Origin of the sequence: Microbacterium testaceum StLB037 (genome assembly GCF_900104345.1) — a bacterium.
Taxonomy (GTDB): Bacteria; Actinomycetota; Actinomycetes; order Actinomycetales; family Microbacteriaceae; genus Microbacterium; species Microbacterium testaceum_A.
In genome coordinates this window covers 343907-364847 of sequence record NZ_FNJN01000004.1, presented here as the reverse complement: position 1 = coordinate 364847, position 20941 = coordinate 343907, and the positions used below count along the sequence as shown (strand labels likewise).

General features: G+C 67.3%; 16 protein-coding genes. 4 read left to right on the top strand and 12 right to left on the bottom strand.

Annotated elements, in window-relative coordinates; genetic code table 11:
• Window positions 1–635: 635 nt before the first annotated feature.
• From BLS25_RS10850 to BLS25_RS17175, 6 genes are all read right to left on the bottom strand, one after another.
• A complete protein-coding gene (locus BLS25_RS10850) occupies window positions 636–1295 on the bottom strand; it encodes an RHS repeat domain-containing protein (protein WP_074695629.1) in 660 nt (219 codons plus the stop codon).
• 6 nt (window positions 1296–1301) lie between these two features.
• Entirely contained in the window at window positions 1302–1613 is a 312-nt protein-coding gene (locus BLS25_RS16660) for a hypothetical protein (RefSeq protein ID WP_143017909.1), read from the bottom strand.
• 257 nt (window positions 1614–1870) lie between these two features.
• A complete protein-coding gene (locus tag BLS25_RS16655; RefSeq protein ID WP_143017908.1) occupies window positions 1871–2473 on the bottom strand; it encodes a hypothetical protein in 603 nt (200 codons plus the stop codon).
• Between the two features lie 506 nt (window positions 2474–2979).
• Window positions 2980–3483, bottom strand: a complete 504-nt coding sequence (locus BLS25_RS16650; RefSeq protein WP_143017907.1) for a hypothetical protein — start codon at window positions 3481–3483, stop codon at window positions 2980–2982.
• Complete coding sequence (locus BLS25_RS10835) at window positions 3458–9787, bottom strand: RHS repeat-associated core domain-containing protein (protein ID WP_074695625.1); 6330 nt, start codon at window positions 9785–9787, stop codon at window positions 3458–3460. Before BLS25_RS10835 ends, BLS25_RS16650 begins: the two co-directional genes overlap by 26 nt.
• The gene (locus BLS25_RS17175) at window positions 9784–10365 is read right to left on the bottom strand and encodes a hypothetical protein (RefSeq protein ID WP_256335576.1); all 582 of its coding nucleotides are present in this window, start codon (window positions 10363–10365) and stop codon (window positions 9784–9786) included. Before BLS25_RS17175 ends, BLS25_RS10835 begins: the two co-directional genes overlap by 4 nt.
• Before the next feature lie 242 nt (window positions 10366–10607).
• On the opposite strand from BLS25_RS17175, the gene BLS25_RS10825 reads away from it, so the two are divergent.
• Window positions 10608–11168: a Dps family protein gene (locus tag BLS25_RS10825; protein ID WP_074695623.1), complete on the top strand. Its 561-nt coding sequence runs from the start codon at window positions 10608–10610 to the stop codon at window positions 11166–11168.
• A 93-nt stretch (window positions 11169–11261) separates the two neighbouring features.
• On the opposite strand, the gene BLS25_RS10820 is transcribed toward BLS25_RS10825, so the two are convergent.
• Window positions 11262–13856 (bottom strand): DEAD/DEAH box helicase, encoded by a 2595-nt coding sequence (locus BLS25_RS10820; protein WP_074695621.1) that lies wholly within the window; start codon window positions 13854–13856, stop codon window positions 11262–11264.
• Window positions 13857–13961: 105 nt separating this feature from the next.
• Complete coding sequence (locus BLS25_RS10815) at window positions 13962–14732, bottom strand: hypothetical protein (protein ID WP_074695619.1); 771 nt, start codon at window positions 14730–14732, stop codon at window positions 13962–13964.
• A 90-nt stretch (window positions 14733–14822) separates the two neighbouring features.
• Here BLS25_RS10815 and BLS25_RS10810 point away from each other — a divergent pair, with 90 nt between their 5' ends.
• Both BLS25_RS10810 and BLS25_RS10805 read left to right on the top strand, forming a co-directional pair.
• On the top strand, window positions 14823–15857 hold the full coding sequence (locus BLS25_RS10810) for an LLM class flavin-dependent oxidoreductase (protein WP_056230183.1): 1035 nt from the start codon (window positions 14823–14825) through the stop codon (window positions 15855–15857).
• 121 nt (window positions 15858–15978) lie between these two features.
• Window positions 15979–16449, top strand: a complete 471-nt coding sequence (locus BLS25_RS10805; RefSeq protein WP_074695617.1) for a GNAT family N-acetyltransferase — start codon at window positions 15979–15981, stop codon at window positions 16447–16449.
• 75 nt (window positions 16450–16524) lie between these two features.
• On the opposite strand, the gene BLS25_RS10800 is transcribed toward BLS25_RS10805, so the two are convergent.
• Window positions 16525–16908 (bottom strand): hypothetical protein, encoded by a 384-nt coding sequence (locus BLS25_RS10800; RefSeq protein ID WP_074695616.1) that lies wholly within the window; start codon window positions 16906–16908, stop codon window positions 16525–16527.
• 117 nt (window positions 16909–17025) lie between these two features.
• Here BLS25_RS10800 and BLS25_RS17170 point away from each other — a divergent pair, with 117 nt between their 5' ends.
• Window positions 17026–18192: a GNAT family N-acetyltransferase gene (locus tag BLS25_RS17170; protein ID WP_074695614.1), complete on the top strand. Its 1167-nt coding sequence runs from the start codon at window positions 17026–17028 to the stop codon at window positions 18190–18192.
• Between the two features lie 4 nt (window positions 18193–18196).
• Here BLS25_RS17170 and yiaA read toward each other — a convergent pair whose 3' ends face one another.
• The 3 genes from yiaA to BLS25_RS10785 all read right to left on the bottom strand — a co-directional run bounded on the left by yiaA (window position 18197) and on the right by BLS25_RS10785 (window position 20689).
• Window positions 18197–18664, bottom strand: coding sequence for an inner membrane protein YiaA (gene yiaA, locus BLS25_RS10790; protein WP_074695817.1), 468 nt, complete (start codon window positions 18662–18664; stop codon window positions 18197–18199).
• Between the two features lie 426 nt (window positions 18665–19090).
• Complete coding sequence (locus BLS25_RS16645) at window positions 19091–19675, bottom strand: hypothetical protein (protein ID WP_143017906.1); 585 nt, start codon at window positions 19673–19675, stop codon at window positions 19091–19093.
• 57 nt (window positions 19676–19732) lie between these two features.
• Window positions 19733–20689 carry a hypothetical protein gene (locus BLS25_RS10785; protein ID WP_143017905.1) on the bottom strand — a complete coding sequence of 319 codons (957 nt, stop codon included), beginning with the start codon at window positions 20687–20689 and terminating at the stop codon, window positions 19733–19735.
• Window positions 20690–20941 lie beyond the last annotated feature (252 nt).

Below are 20941 nucleotides of genomic sequence, written 5' to 3'. Positions count from 1 at the left end.
GGGTCCGCGATATCGTAGGACGCGCTTGGCACGTACACCGAAGGGTCAGAAACGCTGATGAATACAAATATCAGGATACGGCCACCGTCTAATGGAACTGGGTGCAATTCATGAGAGATAGCCCCGGCTGGAGGTTGACTGAAGGAGAATTGCACTCCCGGGGAGAGCACAAAAAGGCCCTCCACCGTTGCCGCGGTGTTATCCACACGCCGAGGGCGGAAGGTCGCATAGTCGATCTCGATCCTCTCAACGTCTGATATTGCGTCACCGCACCAGCGGAATACGACTTCGCCGGATTGGATACTCAGTTGAAGCGGGAGGTCGTTCGGCCTACTGGGAACACAACCAACCACCGCCGCCAGACTTGTTAGCAGCAGAGCAGTGGCTATCCCGCGCGCTCCGGCACGAAATCTACGATTTGCATACACGTCCTTACCCCCCTTCCTCCAGCCCGGCATCAATCTCGAAATAGTTCAGACAGGCGTAACTTCCCGAAAATAGCGTTGATGTTGCGAGAGAAGAACCGTAGGCGGCAAGAAACCCGACATTGCCCCATCCTGCCCACTGCTCGGAATGTCGCATCTCGTGCGAAAGCAGGTCATCATCCGCTAAAACTCTGGAAAAACTTCTGTCCGTCACAAATACGTCTCCGAAAGCAGTCCCGCCTCCAGCCGGGTTCGTATCCGAGACGCACACAATGAGACCGTTTTTCGCCATCCGACACTCGACGCCGTCGCCGTGACGTCGCGAGCGTCGCCGAGCAGCCACGACACCCCTGACGCACCCGACTGCACCAACGCGTCACCGGCAGCGTCCCGCAGAAGACTTGATGCCCCGTGGCGAGAGCTCGAACCCGCAATAGGTAGCAGCCCATCCCACGCCCACGTCCACTCGTCCGTCCCGAATGCCTCGGTGTCGCTCGACCCGACGCGGCGGGCCAACCCGTCATAGGCGTACGCGTTGACGCGGTCCTGCGTCGAGGTCCCGGTCAGCCGACCGTCGGCGTCATGCGCGAAGGTCGTCCGCTGCCCGTCCACGACCGCCGACCACATCGACCCCGCAGCATCGTACGTGTAGCGCGCGCCATCCGAGGTGGAGGTCACCCGCCCCGCCGTATCCAGCGTTGCCGTCACGGCGCGGTCACCGGGCGCCCACCCCGTGCGATTACCCGCGGCGTCGTACCCGTAGCGAGACGTCTCGCCACCGGCCGTCGCCGAATCGGTCAGCCGCGCGAGGTCGTCATACTCGTAACACTCTCCACGCGATTTCGGAATTCTGTGGTCAACCTCGGGCAAGTCGGATCACTCTCCCCTCGCGAGGCCCTCGCCATCGAACCTTCGAGACGCGTTGAGATAATTTGTGTAAATCGCGAGCGCTCGAGGATCTCGGTCAATTACAGCTTCACAGTGCCCGTCCTCCAATACCATTTCTGGATAGCCCCACTCCGCGATGGGCATCCAGTACAAATTTTCCGAGGGGTAGCCCAGGAATCGATATACCCACCACTCAGGTATTCGGGGGTTCTCTACCGAAAACTGAACTGCTGGAACAAAGCTGGGGTAAAAGGTGTCCGTGTGGATGAGGTACTCTACAGAGTCCGTGGTGAACTGCATTCCAAGCACCGAGTAGGATCGACCCTCGGTTATCGGGAAAGTGGTTTGGTCATACGGTGCGAGTTCACGCCAAGTCGGAAGTAACACTCGAGAAGTGCTGGTGCATCTCACCAACATATTTGTCCACTCCTGTCCGCCTTAATTGCAGGTCATTTCTGCTGATGGCGGCCTACATGGGCATGCAATCGCCTACTCGAACACGTGTCAGCTCGTCTCGCCCGCCGTCGAGTTCCCGTTCGCCCCATGTGAATTCCACCTCAAGCGTTCCAGGAGTTCGCGCGCACGTTAGCATACAGTTGCCGCCAGATTGAATGATCGTTGCCAGGGCCGCTCGGGCGAAGCGGGCTGAGAAAGTCCTCAAAAGTCATTGGCGTGACGGCCTGAGATTCGAGGTCAAGCGGGAACCTCGACCAGATGAGCACTACGTCCCAATCGCGGTCGCCATAGAGGCACCAGGACTCCGAGTCGCCAACAATCGCGATCCCCTCAAACATAACGTCCGGTACGTTGTACTGTCCCGCGCTATTTTTTCGATTGAGGCGCATGGCCACTTTGTACGCATCCTCTAAACCTTCGACGCTAATAGAGAACGCTGGGTAGACACCGAAATATTGAATTGCTTCATCGCGTCCCCATCCGAGTATCGCGATATTTTCATCCCCCGCCTCCGATGCAATAGATTGCAGCACCGCGCCAAACTCTGGGGATAGGGCTGTTAGAAAGTCGTAAGTATAGGCGTTTCCGCTATCCCGGAATGGCCACGTCGGCAAGCTCGGACTCGAAACACAAAGCTTTGCAATTTTGGCACGCACCAAGTCAAATTCATCCTGATTTTCGGCGAACCTTGCTAGACCTTGCATGGTCACTCTCCTGGCAATCTGATTGTTATTCGCGGTCCTGATTTTGGAATAAAGTCAGCACTCCAGCGGCATCCCGCAGAAGACTTGATGCCCCCCCCCCCCCCCCCCCCCCCCCCCCCCCCCCCCCCCCCCCCCCCCCCCCCCCCCGCCCCCCCCCCCCCCCCCCGACGAACGCCTCGGTGTCGCTCGACCCGACGCGGCGGTTCAGGCCGTCGTAGGCATAGGTGGTGGAGCGGCCCGGCGTCGAGGTGCCGGTCAGCCGGCCGGCGGCGTCGTGCGCGAACGTGGTCCGCCGCCCGTCCACCGTCGCCGACGACCTCGAGCCCGCGGCGTCGTACGCGTAGATTGCGCCGTCCGACGTGGCGGTCACCCGACCCGCCGCGTCCAGCGTCGCGGTTACTGCGCGGTCGCCATCTCGCGCGTCACTCGGACCAGTGCGACAGATCACCGAGCCATCTCCTCCCACACCAAAGTCTCCTTGAGGGGCGCAAAGGGTCCGCTCAAGGTCACGAGCATGGTGCCTGTGTCACAACACCAGTGGGAGACAGCCAGTTTCCGTTCGATATCTGCGCCTTGGATGACACTGTGAACTGCGGATTCGGCCCCGTCAACTCGCTTGCGGAATCTCCGAAGTAGATAAAGATCAGACTGCCGTCGCCTATCTCGAATTCTTTGCCTTGAAAATCCAGCCCACTTGGACCCGTTCGAAGGGAAAAGGCTTCACGATTGTGCAGAGAAAAACTTCCGTAAGCGGACACGATCTCATCTTCCCCGTCCTCCGACAAACTGCTGCGATGGTGGACTGAAATATATCTGTAAGGCCCTATTTCAGACCCGCACCACACGAACTCCAGCCCGCCTCTACCCTCTGTCGCAAAAATTGGGAAAGAATTGTTCGAGCTCCATAGACAAGAGGTTAGGGTACTTCCCAGACTGGCAATTGCAACGAGCGACGCCAACACGCGCATCCCATTACGAAGCATTTCATTTCTTTCGACAAATTTGGTCATAGTTCCCCTCCTTCAATCCAGCTTCGAGTTCGAAATAGTTCAGACATCCGGTGTTCCCGGTGAGAGCCTGCGAAACTCCCGCAGATCCTATGTAATAGACCCCAAAACGAACCGCACCCCACCCGGCCCATTGTTCGGAATGACGCACTTCGTGATCGAGCAGGTCCTTGTCGGCTATTACATCTTGTATTCGCTTCGTGGTCACAAAAACGTCCCCGAACGTCGTGCCTCCACCCCCGGGATTGCTCGAAGCTTGACAGATCAGTAGGCCGTTTGGCGCATACGCACATGACCGCACTCCGTGAGCAGAGGCAACCAGCACACCTATCCCGCTCATTGGCAGGTTTGCAACTTGCCGTAGTTCAGGAATCTTTTGCATCAAGTCCGTAGCGTTCACTGAGAACGGTAATATCTGTGCGCCGCCCACCGCTCCGAAGAGGCGAAGAACCGCGTTCAGTGCGGGCGCCTTGGAGCCGGTCGATCCTCCTCTACTCGACGCGATGGCAGCCCGATCGCGTTGGCTGCCGCGACAGCTCCAGTCCACCGGCCCGCAACCGCGGACGGTCTGGATGTGCCGCAGCGATTGCAGTCCGCCGGATCGTGACCGCGGCTGATGCACCGTGCCCTTGGGTACCGGGCCGCCGAACCGCCCGTTCGACGTCCCCAGGGTCTGGACCGGGGGCTGTCCGATCGTGGTTCGGTGGGCGTTGACGCGATTGCGGAACCGGATCTCCTCGTTCCGCGCCTCACTCCGATACGCCGTCTGCCGCGAACCCGAACCGCCACCCACACGCGTCCGCGCAAACCCGAACGCATCCGCATACGACACCGGCGAGTTCGTCACGTACGCGTACCGGTTCAGCGACTGCGGGTCACCGAGCTCGCCGCGCCACGAATCCGCCTCCAACCACGACCCCACCCCCGGGTCGTACGAGCGCGCGAAGTACTCGTCGAGGCCGAGGCTAACGTCACCGGGCTGACCGTCGTAGCCGACGGCGGCATCCCACCCCGACGTTGCGAAAGTCGCACCACCGAAGTCGCCGTACGACACCAGGCCGTCGAGCACTCCCCCGCTCGACGCCGTCGCCGTGACGTCGCGAGCGTCGCCGAGCAGCCACGACACCCCTGACGCACCCGACTGCACCAACGCATCGCCGGCAGCGTCCCGCAGGAGGCTCGACGCCCCGTGACGAGAACTCACCCCCGCCACCGGCAGCAGCCCGTCCCACGCCCGCGTCGACTCATCTGCGCCGAACGCCTCCGTGTCGCTCGACGCGACGCGGCGGTTCAGGCCGTCGTAGCCGTACGCGATCGAGCGGTCCTGCGTCGAAGTACCGGTCAACCGGCCGGCAGCGTCGTGCGCGAACGTCGTCCAGCGCCCATCCACCACCGCCGACGACCTCGACCCCGCCGCGTCGTACGCGTAGCTCGCGCCCTCCGAGGTCGAGGTCACCCGACCCGCGGCATCCAGCGTCGCCGTGACAGCGCGGTCGCCGGTCGCCCAGCTCGTCCGGTTGCCGGCGGCGTCATACCCGTAACGCGACGTCTCGCCACTGGCCGTCGCCGACTCGATCAGCCGCGCAAGGTCGTCATAGTCGTAGGACTGGGCCGAGGCATCCATCGCCCCATCGGGGGCGGTGATCGTGCGTGCTTCGGTGGCGACGGACCCGTCGGCGTTCCACGCGTAGTCGTACGTCAGCGACGCACCAGCGGGCGCGGCCGTCTCGGGAGACGGCAGGGTCCGCCGGTCCAGGTAGGCCGCGGTCTTGACGCACTTCTTCGCGGAACCCGCTGCGGGGACCGTCCGCTTGTCGAGGTAGTCCCCGACGCCGCGGCATCCATCGACTTGCGTCTTCAGCGCCGGAACCGTCGTCGCCGAAGCGGGCGCAGACCCATCGGCCGCTGGAGGTGTCGCATGCGACACCCGCGTGACCTGCCCGACCGCGTCGTACGCGACCGACGTCGAGACGCCGTTCGGCCGCTCGATTCCCGTACGCCGGCCGACCGCGTCGTAGGAGTAGTGGACCTCACCGTAAGGAGTGGTCTGCGTCGTCGCGCGCCCCGCAGCGTCGTACGCGAACCGCGTGACCGTGCCGTCGGGCAGGGTCGTGGCCGCGGTAAGACCGGTGGCGGTGTACTCGTGCGTGAGCTTCTGCCCGTTGGAGTCGAGCTGCTCGCGCATGCGGCCGACCTCGTCGTAGATCCACCCGGTCACCCCGGTGGGGTCGGTCATCGCGATGCGCCGCTGCTCAGCGTCGTATTCGAACGTGGCATCCCCGTCAGTGCGGGTGAGAGTGACGATATCGCCGCGCGCGTCGTAGCGGTACGCGGCGATCAGACCGACCCCGTTCGACTCCCGCTGCACCCGCCCGGCGGCGTCGTACGCCGTTTCGGTCCTCTCGCCCGCGGGCCCCCTCTCGACGACGGGGCGACCGGCCGCGTCGTACTCCCACCCCGTCGTGGCGCCGGTCGGTCCCGTCATCCCGGTCAAGAGGCCGGTCGCGCTGTAGGTGTATGTCGTGGTGACATTGGTGTCGCTGTCGGCGGGAGCTGCGGCATCCGCGGCTTCGGTCACGGTCGTCAGGTTGCCGACCGCGTCGTACGCGTACGTGGTCGTGACGCCGTTCGCGTTCGTCGCGCTCGTGCGGCGGCCGGCGCGGTCGTAGGCGAACCGCTGCTCAGCACCGAGCGCATCGACGGTGCGCACCACCCGACCGACGGAGTCGTATTCGACGCGGGCCTCGGCCCCCAGCGGATCGGTCTCGACGACGACCCGACCCACCGCGTCGTAAGTGGTGCGGGTCACGGCACCGAGCGGATCGGTGACGCTCGTCGTGCGACCGGCGGCGTCGTACGTGAACGTCGTTCGGCCGCCGTCGGCGTCGATGATCGCCGTGATCTGTCCGGCGGCGTCGTATTCGTAGTGTTCGACGGCGCCGGTGGCATCCGTCATCGCCACCACCTGGCCCGCCGCGTCGACTTCGAACAGCGTCGGGTTGCCGAGGCGGTCGATCGTGCCGACGAGGTTGCCGTCGACGTCGTAGACGAACTCGCTGGTGAACCCGGCGGGATCGGTGACCTTCGTCACCCGATCCAGTGCGTCGTAGGCGTAGGCCGTCACCCCGCCGGCGGCGTCGGTCTCGGTCGCCACCCGTCCGACCTCGTCGTACGTCACACTCGTCGAGACACCGGTCGGATCGGTGGTCTTCACGGTTCGTCCGAGCTCATCGAGGGCAAGAGAGGTCACCGCCCCAGCGGCATCGGTGACGGCGGTCGGGATGCCGGTGGCATCGACCTCCTGCTCCCAGCGGCCGCCGTTCGGGTCGACGACGCCGGTCTCGCGGTACGCGGCATCCAGCAGCAGTTGTGTCGTTGCGCCCTCGGGGTCGGTCGACGAGACGAGGTTGTCCTCGCGGTCGTACGCGTACCGGGTCTCGCCGCCGTCCGCCGCGATGGTTTTCACCATGCGCAGCAGGGCGTCCCACTCGTACCGGGTCACGGCACCGGTGGCATCCGTCGCCGAGGTCAGGTTGTCGTTCCGGTCGTAGGTGAACGTGGTGCGCGCGCCCGTCGGGTCGACGGTCGCGACGATCCGGTCGCCCGCATCCCACTCCCACGTGGTGACAGCGCCGAGCGGATCGGTCACGGCTGTCAGCCTGTTGCTCGCGTCGTACCCGTAGGTCGTGCGATGCCCCAGCGGATCGATGAGCGTGGTGAGGTTGCCGCGGGCGTCGTACTCGTACCGGGTCCTCGCCCCCGACGGCGCGATCGCCGCCGAGAGGTCGCCGCCGGGGGTGTACTCGTACCGCGTCGTCGTCCCATCGGGCCGGTCCTCGCCCGTGACGAGGCCACGCGCGTCGTAGGTGTACGCCCAGGTGCGTCCGAGCGCGTCGGTTCGGGATGCCACCTGACCCGAGGGGGTCGAGGTGTACCGGGTGTCGTGGCCCGCGGCATCCGTCTCGCTCGCCAGATTGCCCGCCGCGTCGTAGACGTACCGCGTGGTGCGTCCCGCCTCGTCGGTGTGCGAGGTGACGTCGCCACGCGCGTCGAACTCCCACCGCGCGACCTGCCCGGCCGGGTTCTCGACGCTGGTGATGCGGTACCGGTCGTCGAAGCCGAAGACGCTCTGCCGGCCCTCGTTGTCGGTGTAGACGGTGCGGCCCGCCTCGTAGACGAAGCGCCGCTCGGTGCCCTCCGCGTCGCGCTGAGAGACCACTCGGCCCTGGTCGTCGTAGACGTTGACGAGGTAGGTCGAACCGGAAGCGTCGGTCGCGGTGAGCATGCGATGCGCCGCGTCGTACGTGAACGAGCGGGTGCCGCCGGTCGCGTCGGTGATCGAGGCGAGGTTTCCTGCGCCGTCGTACGCGAGGCGCCACGTGCGCCCGTCGGGGAGGCGGAACGCCGTGACGCGGCCGACGCCATCGCTCTCCAGCGTCACCGTCTGCCCCGCGGCATCGGTCACCGAGGTCAGGGGCACGAACTGGTGCACGTTCGGGTCGGCGGCGCCGTAGGTGAGAGTGGTCGTGTCGCCCGAGGGGTCGGTGTGGCTGACGAGCTCTCCGATGCCCTCGATATCGGCCGCATCGAACACCCACGACGCGCCCTCACGGTCGGCGAGGCGCAGACGCCCCGCCCCCGCCTCGACGAGGGTCAGGTCGGGATCATCGGCCGAGGTGTAACCGCCCGCCCCGTCCGGGGTGAAGACGTCCGACGCGCCGTCGCCGCGCACGGTCAGCACGGACCCGTCGGAGAAGCGCTGCGCCCGTGCGCCGAGGCTGAACGACCACCCCGCCCCCACCCGTGAGAGGCGACCGTCCTGCGCGTTGTAGACGAGGGTCGCCTCGATCGCCTGCGCACCCGGCCCGCTGAGCGCGAACAACGGGAACGATTCCACCAGGTTGCCGGTCGAAAACGACACCGGGTCGGCGCCGTAGATCTGGTGGTTCTGGTAGCCGAGGTTCCGCCAGCGGGCGAGCTCCGCCTGCGAGGGAGGAGAAGGCCACCCCCCGGTCGCCGGGTCGGAGCAGTCGAACCCCTGCGTTTCGAGGTAACCACCGAGAGAGCGGAACGCCCCGTCCACGATGCTGCCGAACCCGTGATCGATCACCGGCCGGTCGAAGTTGTGGTCGAGGTACAGCGCCTCGACGTGCGCGTACGCGCCCGGCAGGTTCGCGTACTCCGCGAAAGGGAAGTTCCTGGTGGATGCCGCCCGCTTGGCCGGACGCCCGGTGTACGCCGGCATCTGGTCGACGAACGACTGCGCCAGAGCGTTGTCGCCGCCGCGTCCCCGCGAGAACGCCAGCGTCCCGCCCTCCCGCTCGGTGCCCCACGCGAAGCCGCGGAACGTGTTGAAACCGACGCCCACGGTCGCATCGGGCTTCGCCGCCTCGGCCACCCGTGCCCGGGTGTCGCGCGAGACATAACGCACGCCCGCGGGTCGCGTCACGGTCACCCGAGCGAGGCACCGGTCCTCGAGCATCCCGCGCAGGCGGTCGACGAGATCCCAGTTGTACGGGAACTCCGACGCCGGCGCGGGCGTCTGCACCGACCCCTCGTCGTTGTCGGGGTCCAGCACGATCCGCGGACCAGGGACAGGAACGAACGGGATGCCGATCACCACGAACTGCGACAGGTGATCCGACTCGCCCCGCACCGTGCCCGTCTCGGCGTCGAAGTACGACGGCAACAGCGACCACGGCTCACCCGGGTCGGAACGGGTGTAGATCTGCAGCGTCGCGGGATCAACCCCCGCCTCGGCGACCCGGGCCGCATCGACCGCGAGCGTCAGCGAGATACCCGGGGTGACGTCGTACACCGGGGGTCCGTCTGCGGACTCATCGTCAGGGACCTCGCGCAACTCCGCAGGGAACGAGGTGAGCCGCTCGCCGGCGGCATCCGTCGCCGTGATCTCGACCACATCCGACACGACGGCGCCGGCCGTCTCAGCCGCCGCGGTGCGCAACGCCATCGCCTCGTCGGCGGGTTGGCGGGCTTCGAGCGTGACGCGGCGGTCGACGTCGTGGCCGGAGAAGACCGCGCTCACACCGAGCTGGTCGGCACGGAGGGTGGACGCGGCGCCGGGGTCCAGAGTGGCCGAACCCGCCGGCGCCGGCGTCTCCGAACGCGGCTTCTTCACGTTCGCCGTCGATGCTTCGTCGGGCGACGCCGCCTGACGCACGCGCTCCAGCACCTCAGCCCGGGCCACGGCCGCGAGCTCCGCCGCGGTGGCGGGCGGCTCCGCGACAGCGCCGCCACCGAAGACCACCGCAGCCGTGACGACGGCCGCTACAGCGCGACGGATCACGCGCTCGTCCCCGTGCCCGCCCGGCGGCGACGCGTGCGCAGCGCGACCCCCACGGCCAGAGCAATCGCCGCGGCGACGGCGACCCACAGCGCCACGACGCCGCCCGTCACGGCGAGATCGTTCACGCTCTTCACACAGGCGGCCAGCTCTGCGGCATCCGAGACACCGTTGGCGTCGTAATCCTCCGTCCCGTCAGCGCACGTGCGCGTGCCACAGATGACGAACTCGACCCAGTCCCCGATCCGATCGCCGTCGGCGTCCTCCCTGGCGTTCGAGCAGGTGTCGGAGCCGCAGACGAGCCGCTCCGCGTAGTCGGGGATGCCGTCGTCGTCTCTGTCGGAAGTCGGCGAGGCGCACGTGGTGTCACCGCAGGCCGGAACCTCAGTGGCATCCGGGATCCCGTCACCATCGCGATCCTCCACCCCCGTGGCGCATGTCGCCGACCCGCACACCACACGCTCGACAGCGTCGGGGATGGTGTCGCGATCAGCATCCGCCGACGCGGACGCGTGAGCCGGCGACGGCATCGCCGTCGCCACCACCGGCCCCACAGCCAAGGCGACCAGCAGAGCGGTCACGGCGGACAGCGAACGAAAAGGAGTAACGGAGCGCATCGGATCCTCTCGACGGAACGCAACTGAACGTTCCCTCTCCGAACCTGATGGCCCCGCCCAACGAACACCCGCCAGAACGGCGAATCACCCACTTTCGGTGACGGTGATTCACCCGGTTACCGCGCCTCCGCAGACCTCGCAACCCCCCGACGCCCCTCTGATGCCGCGCCTAACGTCTCTATCGACCGCCAGCGAAAGGAACGCGCATGTCCACCACCACCAAGGACGCCCCCACCAAGAACCGTCGCCGCCCCGCGCGCGGAGGCAGCGGTCCCGAGACCACCGACGAGCAGAACGCCGAACAGGGCTTCCAGGCGTCGGAGAAGCTGACCGACGCGCTCCAGGCCGTGCTGGTCGACCTCATCGAGCTGTCGATCCAGGGCAAGCAGGCCCACTGGAACGTCGTCGGCAAGAACTTCCGCGACACCCACCTGCAGCTCGACGAGATCATCGACGCCGCCCGTGAATTCGGCGACGAGATCGCCGAGCGCATGCGTGCCCTGCACGCTCTGCCCGACGGCCGCAGCGACACCGTCGCCGAGACCACGACACTGCCCGAGTTCCCCCAGGGCGAGGTCGACACCGCCGAGGTCATCGACCTCATCACCGAGCGCCTCGACGTCACCGTCGGCACGGTGCGCGACGTGCACGACGACGTCGACGACGAAGACCCCACGAGCGCCGACATCCTGCACGGCGTGCTCGAGCGCCTCGAGCAGCTGTCGTGGATGGTCAGCGCGGAGAACCGCGTCGCCCGCAAGTCCTGACGACGACGCGACGAAGACACCGGATGCCGGGGCCTCAGGGCCTCGGCATCCGTCGTTCGCGGGCCCCCGGTTCCGACAGGGGCGGCCAGGGCGTCAGAGCCGCAGCACCTCGGTGACGCGCACGATCGCCGTGCCCTGCTCCTCGGAGGCGGCGAGGTCGACCTCGGCGCGGATGCGCCAGTCGTGGTCGCCGGCGGGGTCGTCGATGATCTGCTCGACGCGCCAGACGCCGTCAGAGGCCGACGACTCGTCGATGACGACGAGAGCGGAGGATCGCGCCGCTCCCCCGGTGCCGATCTCGTCGTGCTCGTCGAAGTAGCTGTCGAGGGCGCTCGGCCAGTCGACGTCGGGGTCGAGCTCGACGAGCTCGTCGTCGCGCTGCAGGGCGGCGAGCTGCACGCGGCGGAACATCTCGTTGCGCACGAGCACGCCGAACGCGCGCCGGTTGGTGAGGATCGACGGCGGAGCGGGAGGCACCACGGGGGCCGTGGGGTCGTCCGCGGGGTTGATGAGCTGCTCCCACTCGTCGACGAGGCTCGAGTCGACCTGCCGCACGACCTCGCCGAGCCACGCGATCAGATCGAGCAGGTCGGGGGTCTGCGCGTCGACCGGCACGGTCTGGCGGATCGCGCGGAACGCGTCGCTGAGGTAGCGCAGCACGAGGCCCTCGCTGCGCGCGAGCTGGTACAGCGAGACGTACTCGCCGAACGAGCAGGCGCGCTCGTACATGTCGCGCACGACCGACTTCGGCGACAGCTCGAAGTCGCGGATCCACGGCTGGCTCGAGGCGAACACCTCGTACGCCTGCGCGAGCAGCTCGTCGAGGGGCTTCGGCCAGGTGATCTCTTCGAGCAGCTCCATGCGCTCGTCGTACTCGATGCCGTCGCGCTTCATCGCCGCGACGGCTTCGCCGCGCGCGCGGAACTGCTGCTGCGACAGGATCGGGCGCGGGTCGTCGAGGGTCGACTCGATGACGCTGACGACGTCGAGCGCGTAGTGCCCGGTGCCGACCGAGGACGCCGGGGGCACGGCATCCGGCCCCCTCCCGAGCTCGACCTCGGGGTCGAGCATCTCGATCGCGGCGAGCGCGAACGGCGACAGCGGCTGATTGAGCGCGAAGTTCGGCTGCAGGTCGACGGTGAGCCGAATGCGTGAGGGGTCACGATCTGTCGCCCGAGCCCCATCCGAAGCGACACTTCCTGACCCCTCACGCGAGGGCGGGACGACCTCGACCACGCTGGCCTGAACCAGGGTGCGGAAGATCGCGATCGCCCGCCGCGCGAGCTCGTACTGGCGGGCGCGCGGTTCGTGGTTGTCGAAGACGAGCGAGCGGATGTTGCCGAACACGTCGCCCCCGCGGGCGATGACGTTGATGAGCATCGCGGCGCTCAGCTTCATCTGCGGCTGCAGCGGTTCGGGCTCGGCCGCGACGAGGCGGTCGTAGCTCTGCTCGGTCCAGTTGACGAAGCCCTGCGGCGCCTTTTTGCGCACGATCTTCTTCTGCTTCTTGAGGTCGTCGCCGGCCTTGAGGATCTGCGCGGCGTTCTCGATCTCGTGGTCGGGTGCCATGACGACGACGGTTCCGGCGGTGTCGTAGCCGGCCCGGCCCGCGCGCCCCGCGATCTGATGGAACTCGCGCGCCGAGAGCTGGCGCATGCGGGTGCCATCGTACTTGGTCAGCGCGGTCATGAGCACCGTGCGGATGGGCACGTTGATGCCGACGCCGAGGGTGTCGGTGCCGCAGATGACACGCAGCAGCCCCCGCTGTGCAAGGGTCTCCACGAGCCTGCGATACCTCGGCAACATGCCGGCGTGGTGCACGCCGATGCCCGCACGCACGTAGCGCGACAGCGTCTTGCCGAAGCCGGTCGTGAAGCGGAAGCCGCCGATCGCCTCGGCGATCTCGTCGCGCTGCTCGCGGCCGATGATCCGGATCGACGACAGAGCCTGCGCCCGCTCCATGGCCGCTGCCTGCGAGAAATGCACGACGTAGACAGGCGCCTGTTTCGTATCGAGCAGCTCCTGCACCGTCTCGTGCACGGGGGTGCGCGCGTACTCGAAGTGCAGCGGCACGGGGCGCTCGACGCCGGTCACCCGCGCGGTGGGCCGACCGGTGCGACGCGAGAGGTCGTCGGCGATGTCGGTGACATCCCCCAGGGTCGCCGACATGAGGATGAACTGCGCGCGCGTGAGCAGCAGCAGCGGCACCTGCCAGGCCCAGCCGCGGTCGGCCTCGCCGTAGTAATGGAACTCGTCCATGACGACCTGGTCCACGTTCGCGTCGGCGCCTTGCCGCAGGGCGAGGTTCGCGAGGATCTCGGCGGTGCAGCAGATGATCGGGGCGTCGGAGTTGACCGACGAATCGCCCGTGACCATACCGACGTTCTCGGCGCCGAAGATGTCGACGAGGGCGAAGAACTTCTCGCTTACCAGCGCCTTGATCGGTGCGGTGTAGTACGTGCGTCCACCCCGGGAGAGGGATGCCGCGTGCGCGGCCACCGCGACGAGCGACTTGCCCGTGCCGGTCGGGGTCGACAGGATTACGTTCGCACCCGAGACGATCTCGATGACCGCCTCGTCCTGCGCGGGGTAGAGCGTGAGGCCGCGGGAGTTCGCCCACTCGACGAAGCCCAGGTACGCGGCATCCGGATCAGCGCCGACGGGAACGTGCTCGAGGAGGGGGGTCACTCCCCCAGCCTCTCATCCGCGGGGAGCCCCCGAACCCGCGGACGGGGCCGAACCTCCCGCCGGCGAGGCGGGCGTCGTCGTCGGGGCGCGTCAGCCGGGGGCGCGTCAGCCGCGGTCGCTGAAGACGCCGACGTTCTCGCCGTCGAACACGAACTGCATGCTCGTGCCGATCGGGAACCGCTGCACGAACGCGTCGGGCATGCCGTCGGCGACGACGAACTGCACAGTCGCCGGGAAGACGCCGGCTCCGCACCCTCCGTAGACGAAGTTGCCGCGGAATCCGCGGGTGTCGTCCGCACCCACCTCGTCGGCGTCGAGCAGGTAGAGGCAGGGGTTGCGGTTGTCGGTCGCGTCGGTGGGAGCCCGGCCCGTGAAGGCGGCGACGCCGTAGTAGTTCTCGTAAGCGCGCTCCGCGCCGGTGCGCTGGCCGAAGACCGGGGGGACCGCGGCGTCGGGAGCGGGCACGAGGGTGTCGACCTGCGGAGCGCCCGCCGCGGCGGTCACGGGGACGACCGTGAGGCTCGCCGCCGTCGCCGCGCTGGCGAGGGCGGCGACCACCGCGAGAGAGGCCGCCCAGATCCAGAGCCGCCGTTTCGATCCCACGAGGGCGGGGCGGTCGCGATCGCCGTCGTCGCCGTCTTCGTAGTCGTCGCCGTCCTCATCGTCGTCGGGGGCGACGAGAGCGGCCCGTGAGCCGGCGGCGGCGGCCGCGGAGGTCAACGGCACGCGCGGCGCGGGTGGCAGGCGATCCTGCCGTTCGAGATCCTCGAGCTCGCGCAGCCGCGCGACGGCGGTCGCGTCGTCGGCGATGTCGGCGTGGGGACCGTACGCTCTCGCGCGGAGCAGTCGCAGCTCCTCGCGCACGTCATCGTCCATGTCCTGAATGGTTCCACACCTGCACGGCGTCCGGGGTCGTGCGCGGTGTATGCGTGGGAATAGATCGCGCTCTGTCGCGTTGCACCCGGTATGCGCTCCTTCGGCACACTCTCCTTCGGCCACTACGGCCCCCTCGGCGGCGGCCGCCAGCTCACCGCCGGCGACTCGATGCTCCAGGCGATCGACCTCGCCCAGGGCATGGACGACCTCGGGGTCAACGGCGTCTCATTCCGCGTGCACCACTTCGCCCGCCAGCAGGCCGCCCCCATGCCTCTGCTCGCCGCCATCGCCGCCCGCACCTCGCGCATCGAGGTCGGCACCGGCGTCATCGACATGCGGTACGAGAACCCGCTCATGCTCGCCGAAGAGGCGGCATCCGTCGACCTCATCAGCGGTAACCGACTCGCCCTCGGCGTGAGCCGTGGCTCACCCGAAACGGTTGTCCGTGGCTACGAGGCGTTCGGATACACCGGCTCCGAAGACCCGCGCGGCGGCGACATCGCCCGCGAGCACTTCGACCTGTTCCTGCGCGCGATCGACGGCGAGGGGCTCGCCGAGCGCGACCCCCTGAGCCCCTTCGGTGGAGGCACCGGTCTTCAGCGCATCGAGCCGCACTCCCCGGGCCTGCGCACGCGCATCTGGTGGGGCGCCGGCACCACGGCGACTGCCGAATGGGCCGGACGCCTCGGCGTGAACCTCATGTCATCGACCCTGCTCACCGAGGCCGACGGAACGCCGTTCGACCTCCTGCAGGCCCAGCAGCTCGACGCCTTCCGCGCCGCGTGGCGCGAGGCGGGTCACGAGGGCGAACCGCGCACCTCGGTGAGCCGCAGCATCTTCCCGATCGTGACGGCCGAGGACGAGATGTACTTCGGCGGCTCAGCCGGCAGCGACCAGATCGGCGTGATCGACGGCATGCGCTCGACCTTCGGCAAAACGTACGCGGCCACCCCCGACAAGCTCGTCGAGCAGCTGCAGAACGACGCCGCGGTGATGAGTGCCGACACGCTCATGCTCACGATCCCCTCGCAGATGGGTGTGGAGTTCAACCTGCGCCTGGTCGAGAACTTCGCGAAGCACGTCGCTCCCGCCCTCGGCTGGCAGTCGACGCTCGCGACGGTCTGAGCGAACCTCGAACGGACCCGGATGCCGATCACCTCGGCATCCGGGTCCGTTCGGCGTTTCGGGGAGACGCGACCGTCGTCGTCGCGCGTGGGACACCGCCGGCGGCTCGTACGGTAGGCGGGTGAGCGTCGTCATCCGCACCGCAAGCTTCCCCCACGACGCAGGATCGGTCTCCGCGCTCGTCGGCGACTATCTGCGACGGACCGAGGCCGAGAAGGCGGAGCACGGACTCGTCGATCCGCGCGCCGCGATGCCCGCCCGTTACATCCGTGAGATCGACGACCCCGCTACCGTCTTCGCCGACCGCCGCGTGCTGGTCGCCGCGGTCGACGGTGTCGACTGCGGAGTGCTGGCGGTCGGATCCTCCGGAGGCGTGACCGAGATCTCCCGGTTCTGGGTGCCCCCCGGCGCCCGCGGACACGGGGTCGGGTCGGCGCTGCTCACGGCCGCGCTACGCGGAGCGACGCGGCCGGTGCACCTCTCGGTGTGGGAGTGGCGCGAGCCCGCCCTGCGGATGTACCGCACCGCGGGCTTCGGGATCGTCCCGCCGTGGGATGAGCGACCGGGGCTCGTGTGCCTCGAGCTGCGATGAGGTGAACCGCACCGGCACTCCCAGGCCGGGCTCGTCAGCGCGCGGTGTCGGTGACCGTGACGCGCGCGACCGGGATCACCGGTAGCCCGTCAGCCCCTGCGAGCGGGCGATCGTCTGCGACACGAGGTACTCGCCCCACGCCACCGCGTACGCGCCGAGAGCAGCCCACACCCACGCGGAGGGCAGGATGCCGATGAGCCCGAGCAGCGCCGCGATCGTCAGCACGACGACGACAGCCAGCACCGGCACGATCGCGCGGGCGCCGATGACACCCGCGGAGGTACGCCAGATCACCAGCAACGCTCCCGCCGTCGCGACGAGGAGGATGACGGGGGTGAACCACGGCCCCAGGGCGCCCATGGTGATCGCGGCGCCGACACCGGCGGTCGTGAGCGAAGCGGTGCGGAGGGCGCGGATCCTCGTCGGGGAGGGCGAAGCGGCGATGGGATGCTCCTTCAAAGGGGCGGAAAGCGCGGAGGGACCCGACGCCGTCAGCGAAGGCGGACGAGATCGGCGTTTCCAGCGTACCCACGCCGCGATATGACTCCGCCGGGCGTTCGTGTCTACGGTGGGCGGGTGGGTATCTCTCTGACGCGCGCCGCCCTGTCCGAGCCGGACGACCGGGCCGCGCTGACGGCATTCCTCACCGCGAACACGTTCCCGTTCCACATGCGCACGCGTCCGACCGCGGAGCAGGTCGGTGAGGCCATCCGGGCGGGTGCATGGGAGGGCGACGACATCCAGACCTTCTGGATAGACGACGAGAAGGACGGTCGCGTCGGCGTGCTCCGTCTCGACGATCTCGACGACGCCACGGCGATGGTCGATCTGCGCCTCGCCGATGCTGCCCGGGGTCGCGGGCACGGTTCCGCCGCGCTCCGGATCGCCACCGACCTCGTCTTCTCCCGGCACCCCGCGGTCATCCGCCTCGAGGGCCAGACCCGCGAGGACAACGTCGCGATGCGGCGGGTCTTCGAACGCTGCGGATGGGTGTTCGAGGCGTACTACCGCGACGGCTGGCCCGTCGAGGGCGGTGAGCCCGTGGCATCCGTCGCCTACAGCGTCCTGCGTCGCGACTGGGCGAGCGGGATCACAACGCCGGTACCGCGCGGCCCCGAGGTGACCCTCGCCGGAGAGCTGCGGTGCGCTGACGACGATCAGGCGGACCGCGTGCGCGCTCACCTGGACGAGCACCTCGCCCTCACCCGGGCCGAGCCGGGGTGCCTCTCGTTCGACGTCACCCCGACCGAGACCGACGGCGTCTGGCGGGTGTCGGAGCGCTTCCTCGACGAGGCTGCGTTCGACGCCCACCAGTGCCGTGTCGCGTCGAGCACGTGGGGACGCGAGACCGCGGGGATCCAGCGCTCCTCCGTCATCCGCGGGAGGGCTCTGGATGCCGACGCCCTCATCGCCGCGGCCTGGGCCGCCGAAGAGATACTCCTTCACCCGGCCGTGCGCGCGCATGCGGGAGAGCTCGAGCGGCTTCTCGATCCCGACTTCGTGGAGATCGGTCAGTCCGGTCGCCGATGGACGCGGGACGAGATCATCGCCGCACTTCGAGAAGAACCGGGGGCCGACCCTTCGCCCGCCATCGCAGAGCGAGCCGCACGGGTGCTCGGACCCACCACCGTCCTGCTCACCTATCTGCTGAGGTTCGAGGACCGCGTCAGCCGCCGGTCGTCCCTCTGGCGGTGCGACCCCGCACCGCGGTGCCTGTTCCACCAGGGGACGCCGGTCGGCTGACGCCTCACCCCATGGTCGGGTAGCCGGTGTGCTCGACGGGCGCGGTGTCGGGGTGGACGTTGCGGAACGCCGCGAGGTCGCGGACGTTCTTCTGCACCGCCACGACGGCGAACAGGCTCATGGCGAAACCAATGCCGTAAAACCCCTTCTCCGACAGGAGGAGTTCGGCGTTCCAGAGGCCGACGGACATGAGGGCGAGGGCGACAATCAGCATTCCCCACGCGACGCCGAGGTAGGCGCCGGTGACCGGGATGTCTTCGGCGCGGTCGCGCACCGCCTTCTGCACCGAGATGGCGGCGAACAGCCCGAGAAGGAACACCGAGAGGTAGAAGCCCTTCTCGGCGAGCGTCATGTGCGCGTTGTACAGGCCGATGAAGTACACCGAGGCCCCCAGCCCCAGCGCCACCCATGAGGCCCCCACGAACGCTCCGGTCGGGCGACCGAGCATCTGCTGCGTGTGGATATCCGTCATCTTTCCCACCCCTTCGTCGGGTCCCCTGACGGGGACATATGCCGTGGCCGAGAAGCTAGCGGAAGTTTTATGCCGAAAACGCCATGCGGGGGGATCTGTGGAGTGAGACCGGGCTTCGTCAGCGCCGATTGACAGGCTTCTGCCGTCCGGCATCCTTTCCGTTCTCCTTCTCGAAGGCGCGGACCGCACGGAGCGTCCGCACGATCGACAGCACGGCCACCCCCGCGAACACGACGAAGACGATGACCCCGAGCCACTGCCAGGTGGAGTCCCCAGCGATCCCGACGAGGTGGACGATCTGGTTCGGATGAGCAGCCAGCTTGACACGTGACGCTCGCTCGATGCATGCGCGATGTCAGCGAATTCGAGGTCGGCATGCCGCAGAAGTGCTTAACCTACGCAGTCTTCTCCACGTCAGACGGGCTCTCAGGCTCGGTGTCGTCGCGCCCATTCCGGATTAGGGCGTGGCGCGTCGACTGGCCCCGCGGTCCCGCTCGCGTCGCCCATCGACGCAACTTGCATCACTTCGACGAAGAGAGCGCTCAGGCGAAGAAAACGAACCACAGCTAGCACGAGCGCCAACTCGAACACCCACCGGACTATCACGGGTGTCAGAGGAGGCTCGTTGGTCACCGGCGGTACAGACGGGTCTAGCAACAACGCCGTCAACGCTACGAGTGCGCACAGCAGAGCGGTCCTAAAAATGCTGCGCCAGTTTTTAGCGAGATCGGGGCCACCCGCCTCGCGCAACGCATCGGCCCGGGCACCTTTGGCTGAACTCATTTGTCCGATCGCGACGGCGCTGAACGAACCGAGCAGGGAAACCACAATCGCGGCGGCCGAGTACACGGCTCGACGATCAGGCGCGCTCGCGGTGCCAAGGACGTCAAGCCACGGCCATAGGCCTACAACGGCGAGGTGCACGGCGACCACCGCGACGGAGAGGGGATAGTCGACCCAGATGCGGTCAAGCCACAGATCGCGAGCGGCGCTCGTGAGCCTGCGAATCATGACTTGACCTCCTTCTGCCGGACGTTGCTCCGATAGTGACAGGAACCCCCGACACTGCTATGCCTCGACAATCTTTCGCAGCTCGGCTTCGTGCTCGAGCGCGACCTCAACGATGGCCCGCACGGCCGACTCGTTGCGAATCGGACTGCCGTCCTCGGATGTCGTAGAGATATGCCGCTTTGCGGTGATCTTCTGTTTCGCGAAGTCTACGTCCACGCCGTGCCGCTTGTCGTCCGCCTCGATGTACACAAGCCGGCCCGTCGCACTGCGCACTTCGTTATTGTCGGAGGCTTCGGCGATGACCTTAGCTTCCTCACGCACCGCTGCGCGCCCCGCTGCCATGTCCTTGGCTCTGCCCGGCTGCAAGATGACAGTCACGACCATCGAGCCGTACTCCTCCTTGACTGCTCGCAGCACGGAGGAAAGCTTCGAACCTCGCTTCTCGAGGGCATCCGCTCGGTTCGTGTGCACCTTGACGGAGATCCGGTCGAGCTCCGCCGACTGGTTGATGAGGTTTTGGATCTCCCGCGAGACCATCGGCTCGGTGTCGACCGTGAATCCATCAGCCAGGATTTTGAGGCCGTTTAGCCACTGTGCAAACCCACCCGGCGTGGGCGCCGTCGTGGAGCCCTGAATCAGGCCGATGACATTGCCGTACGGAAGGAACGCAACGATCGACGTCTCAAGCAACTGGGCGGAGTCCTCAAGCTGCAGCTCACCAACGGTGTCCTTCTGACTGTTGTATACATCGAGCCAAGAATCTTGGTCCCGCACCAGCATTAGTTTCAGGTGGTTCTGCCCGTCGACCCTCATGACCTCTCCAATGAGCGTCTTTTCGGGTCCCTCCCAAACTCGTTCGCGCAGCGGCACGCTAGCAAGCGCTTCGAGGATTTCTTGCCAATCCGCGTGGATCATCCGCTCGTTCGTCGAGAAGTTCACGTATTTCACGATCTCGTAAAAATTGATCGTGCGCTCGCGAACCTTCGGACCGCTCCGACTACCGTTTCCCGCCACTGAGGCCCCCTAGCTCCAACGCTGTGTCGCTCCACGGTATCGGTGAGGGACATTCAGCTGGGACGAACCAGCGGCGTTTTAGCTATAAGCGTTTGAACCCGCGAACGAATGCGTAAATGAACGGCATGATCCTCCCTCCGCGTCAGTCCATGCGCCGCCGGATGAGGGACGGGGTCGGGGAGTGGGTCACACCTCCTTTCTACCGAGCGAGCTGCGGTCGGCGATACCTCGGCCGCAGCTTCTTTTCACGCC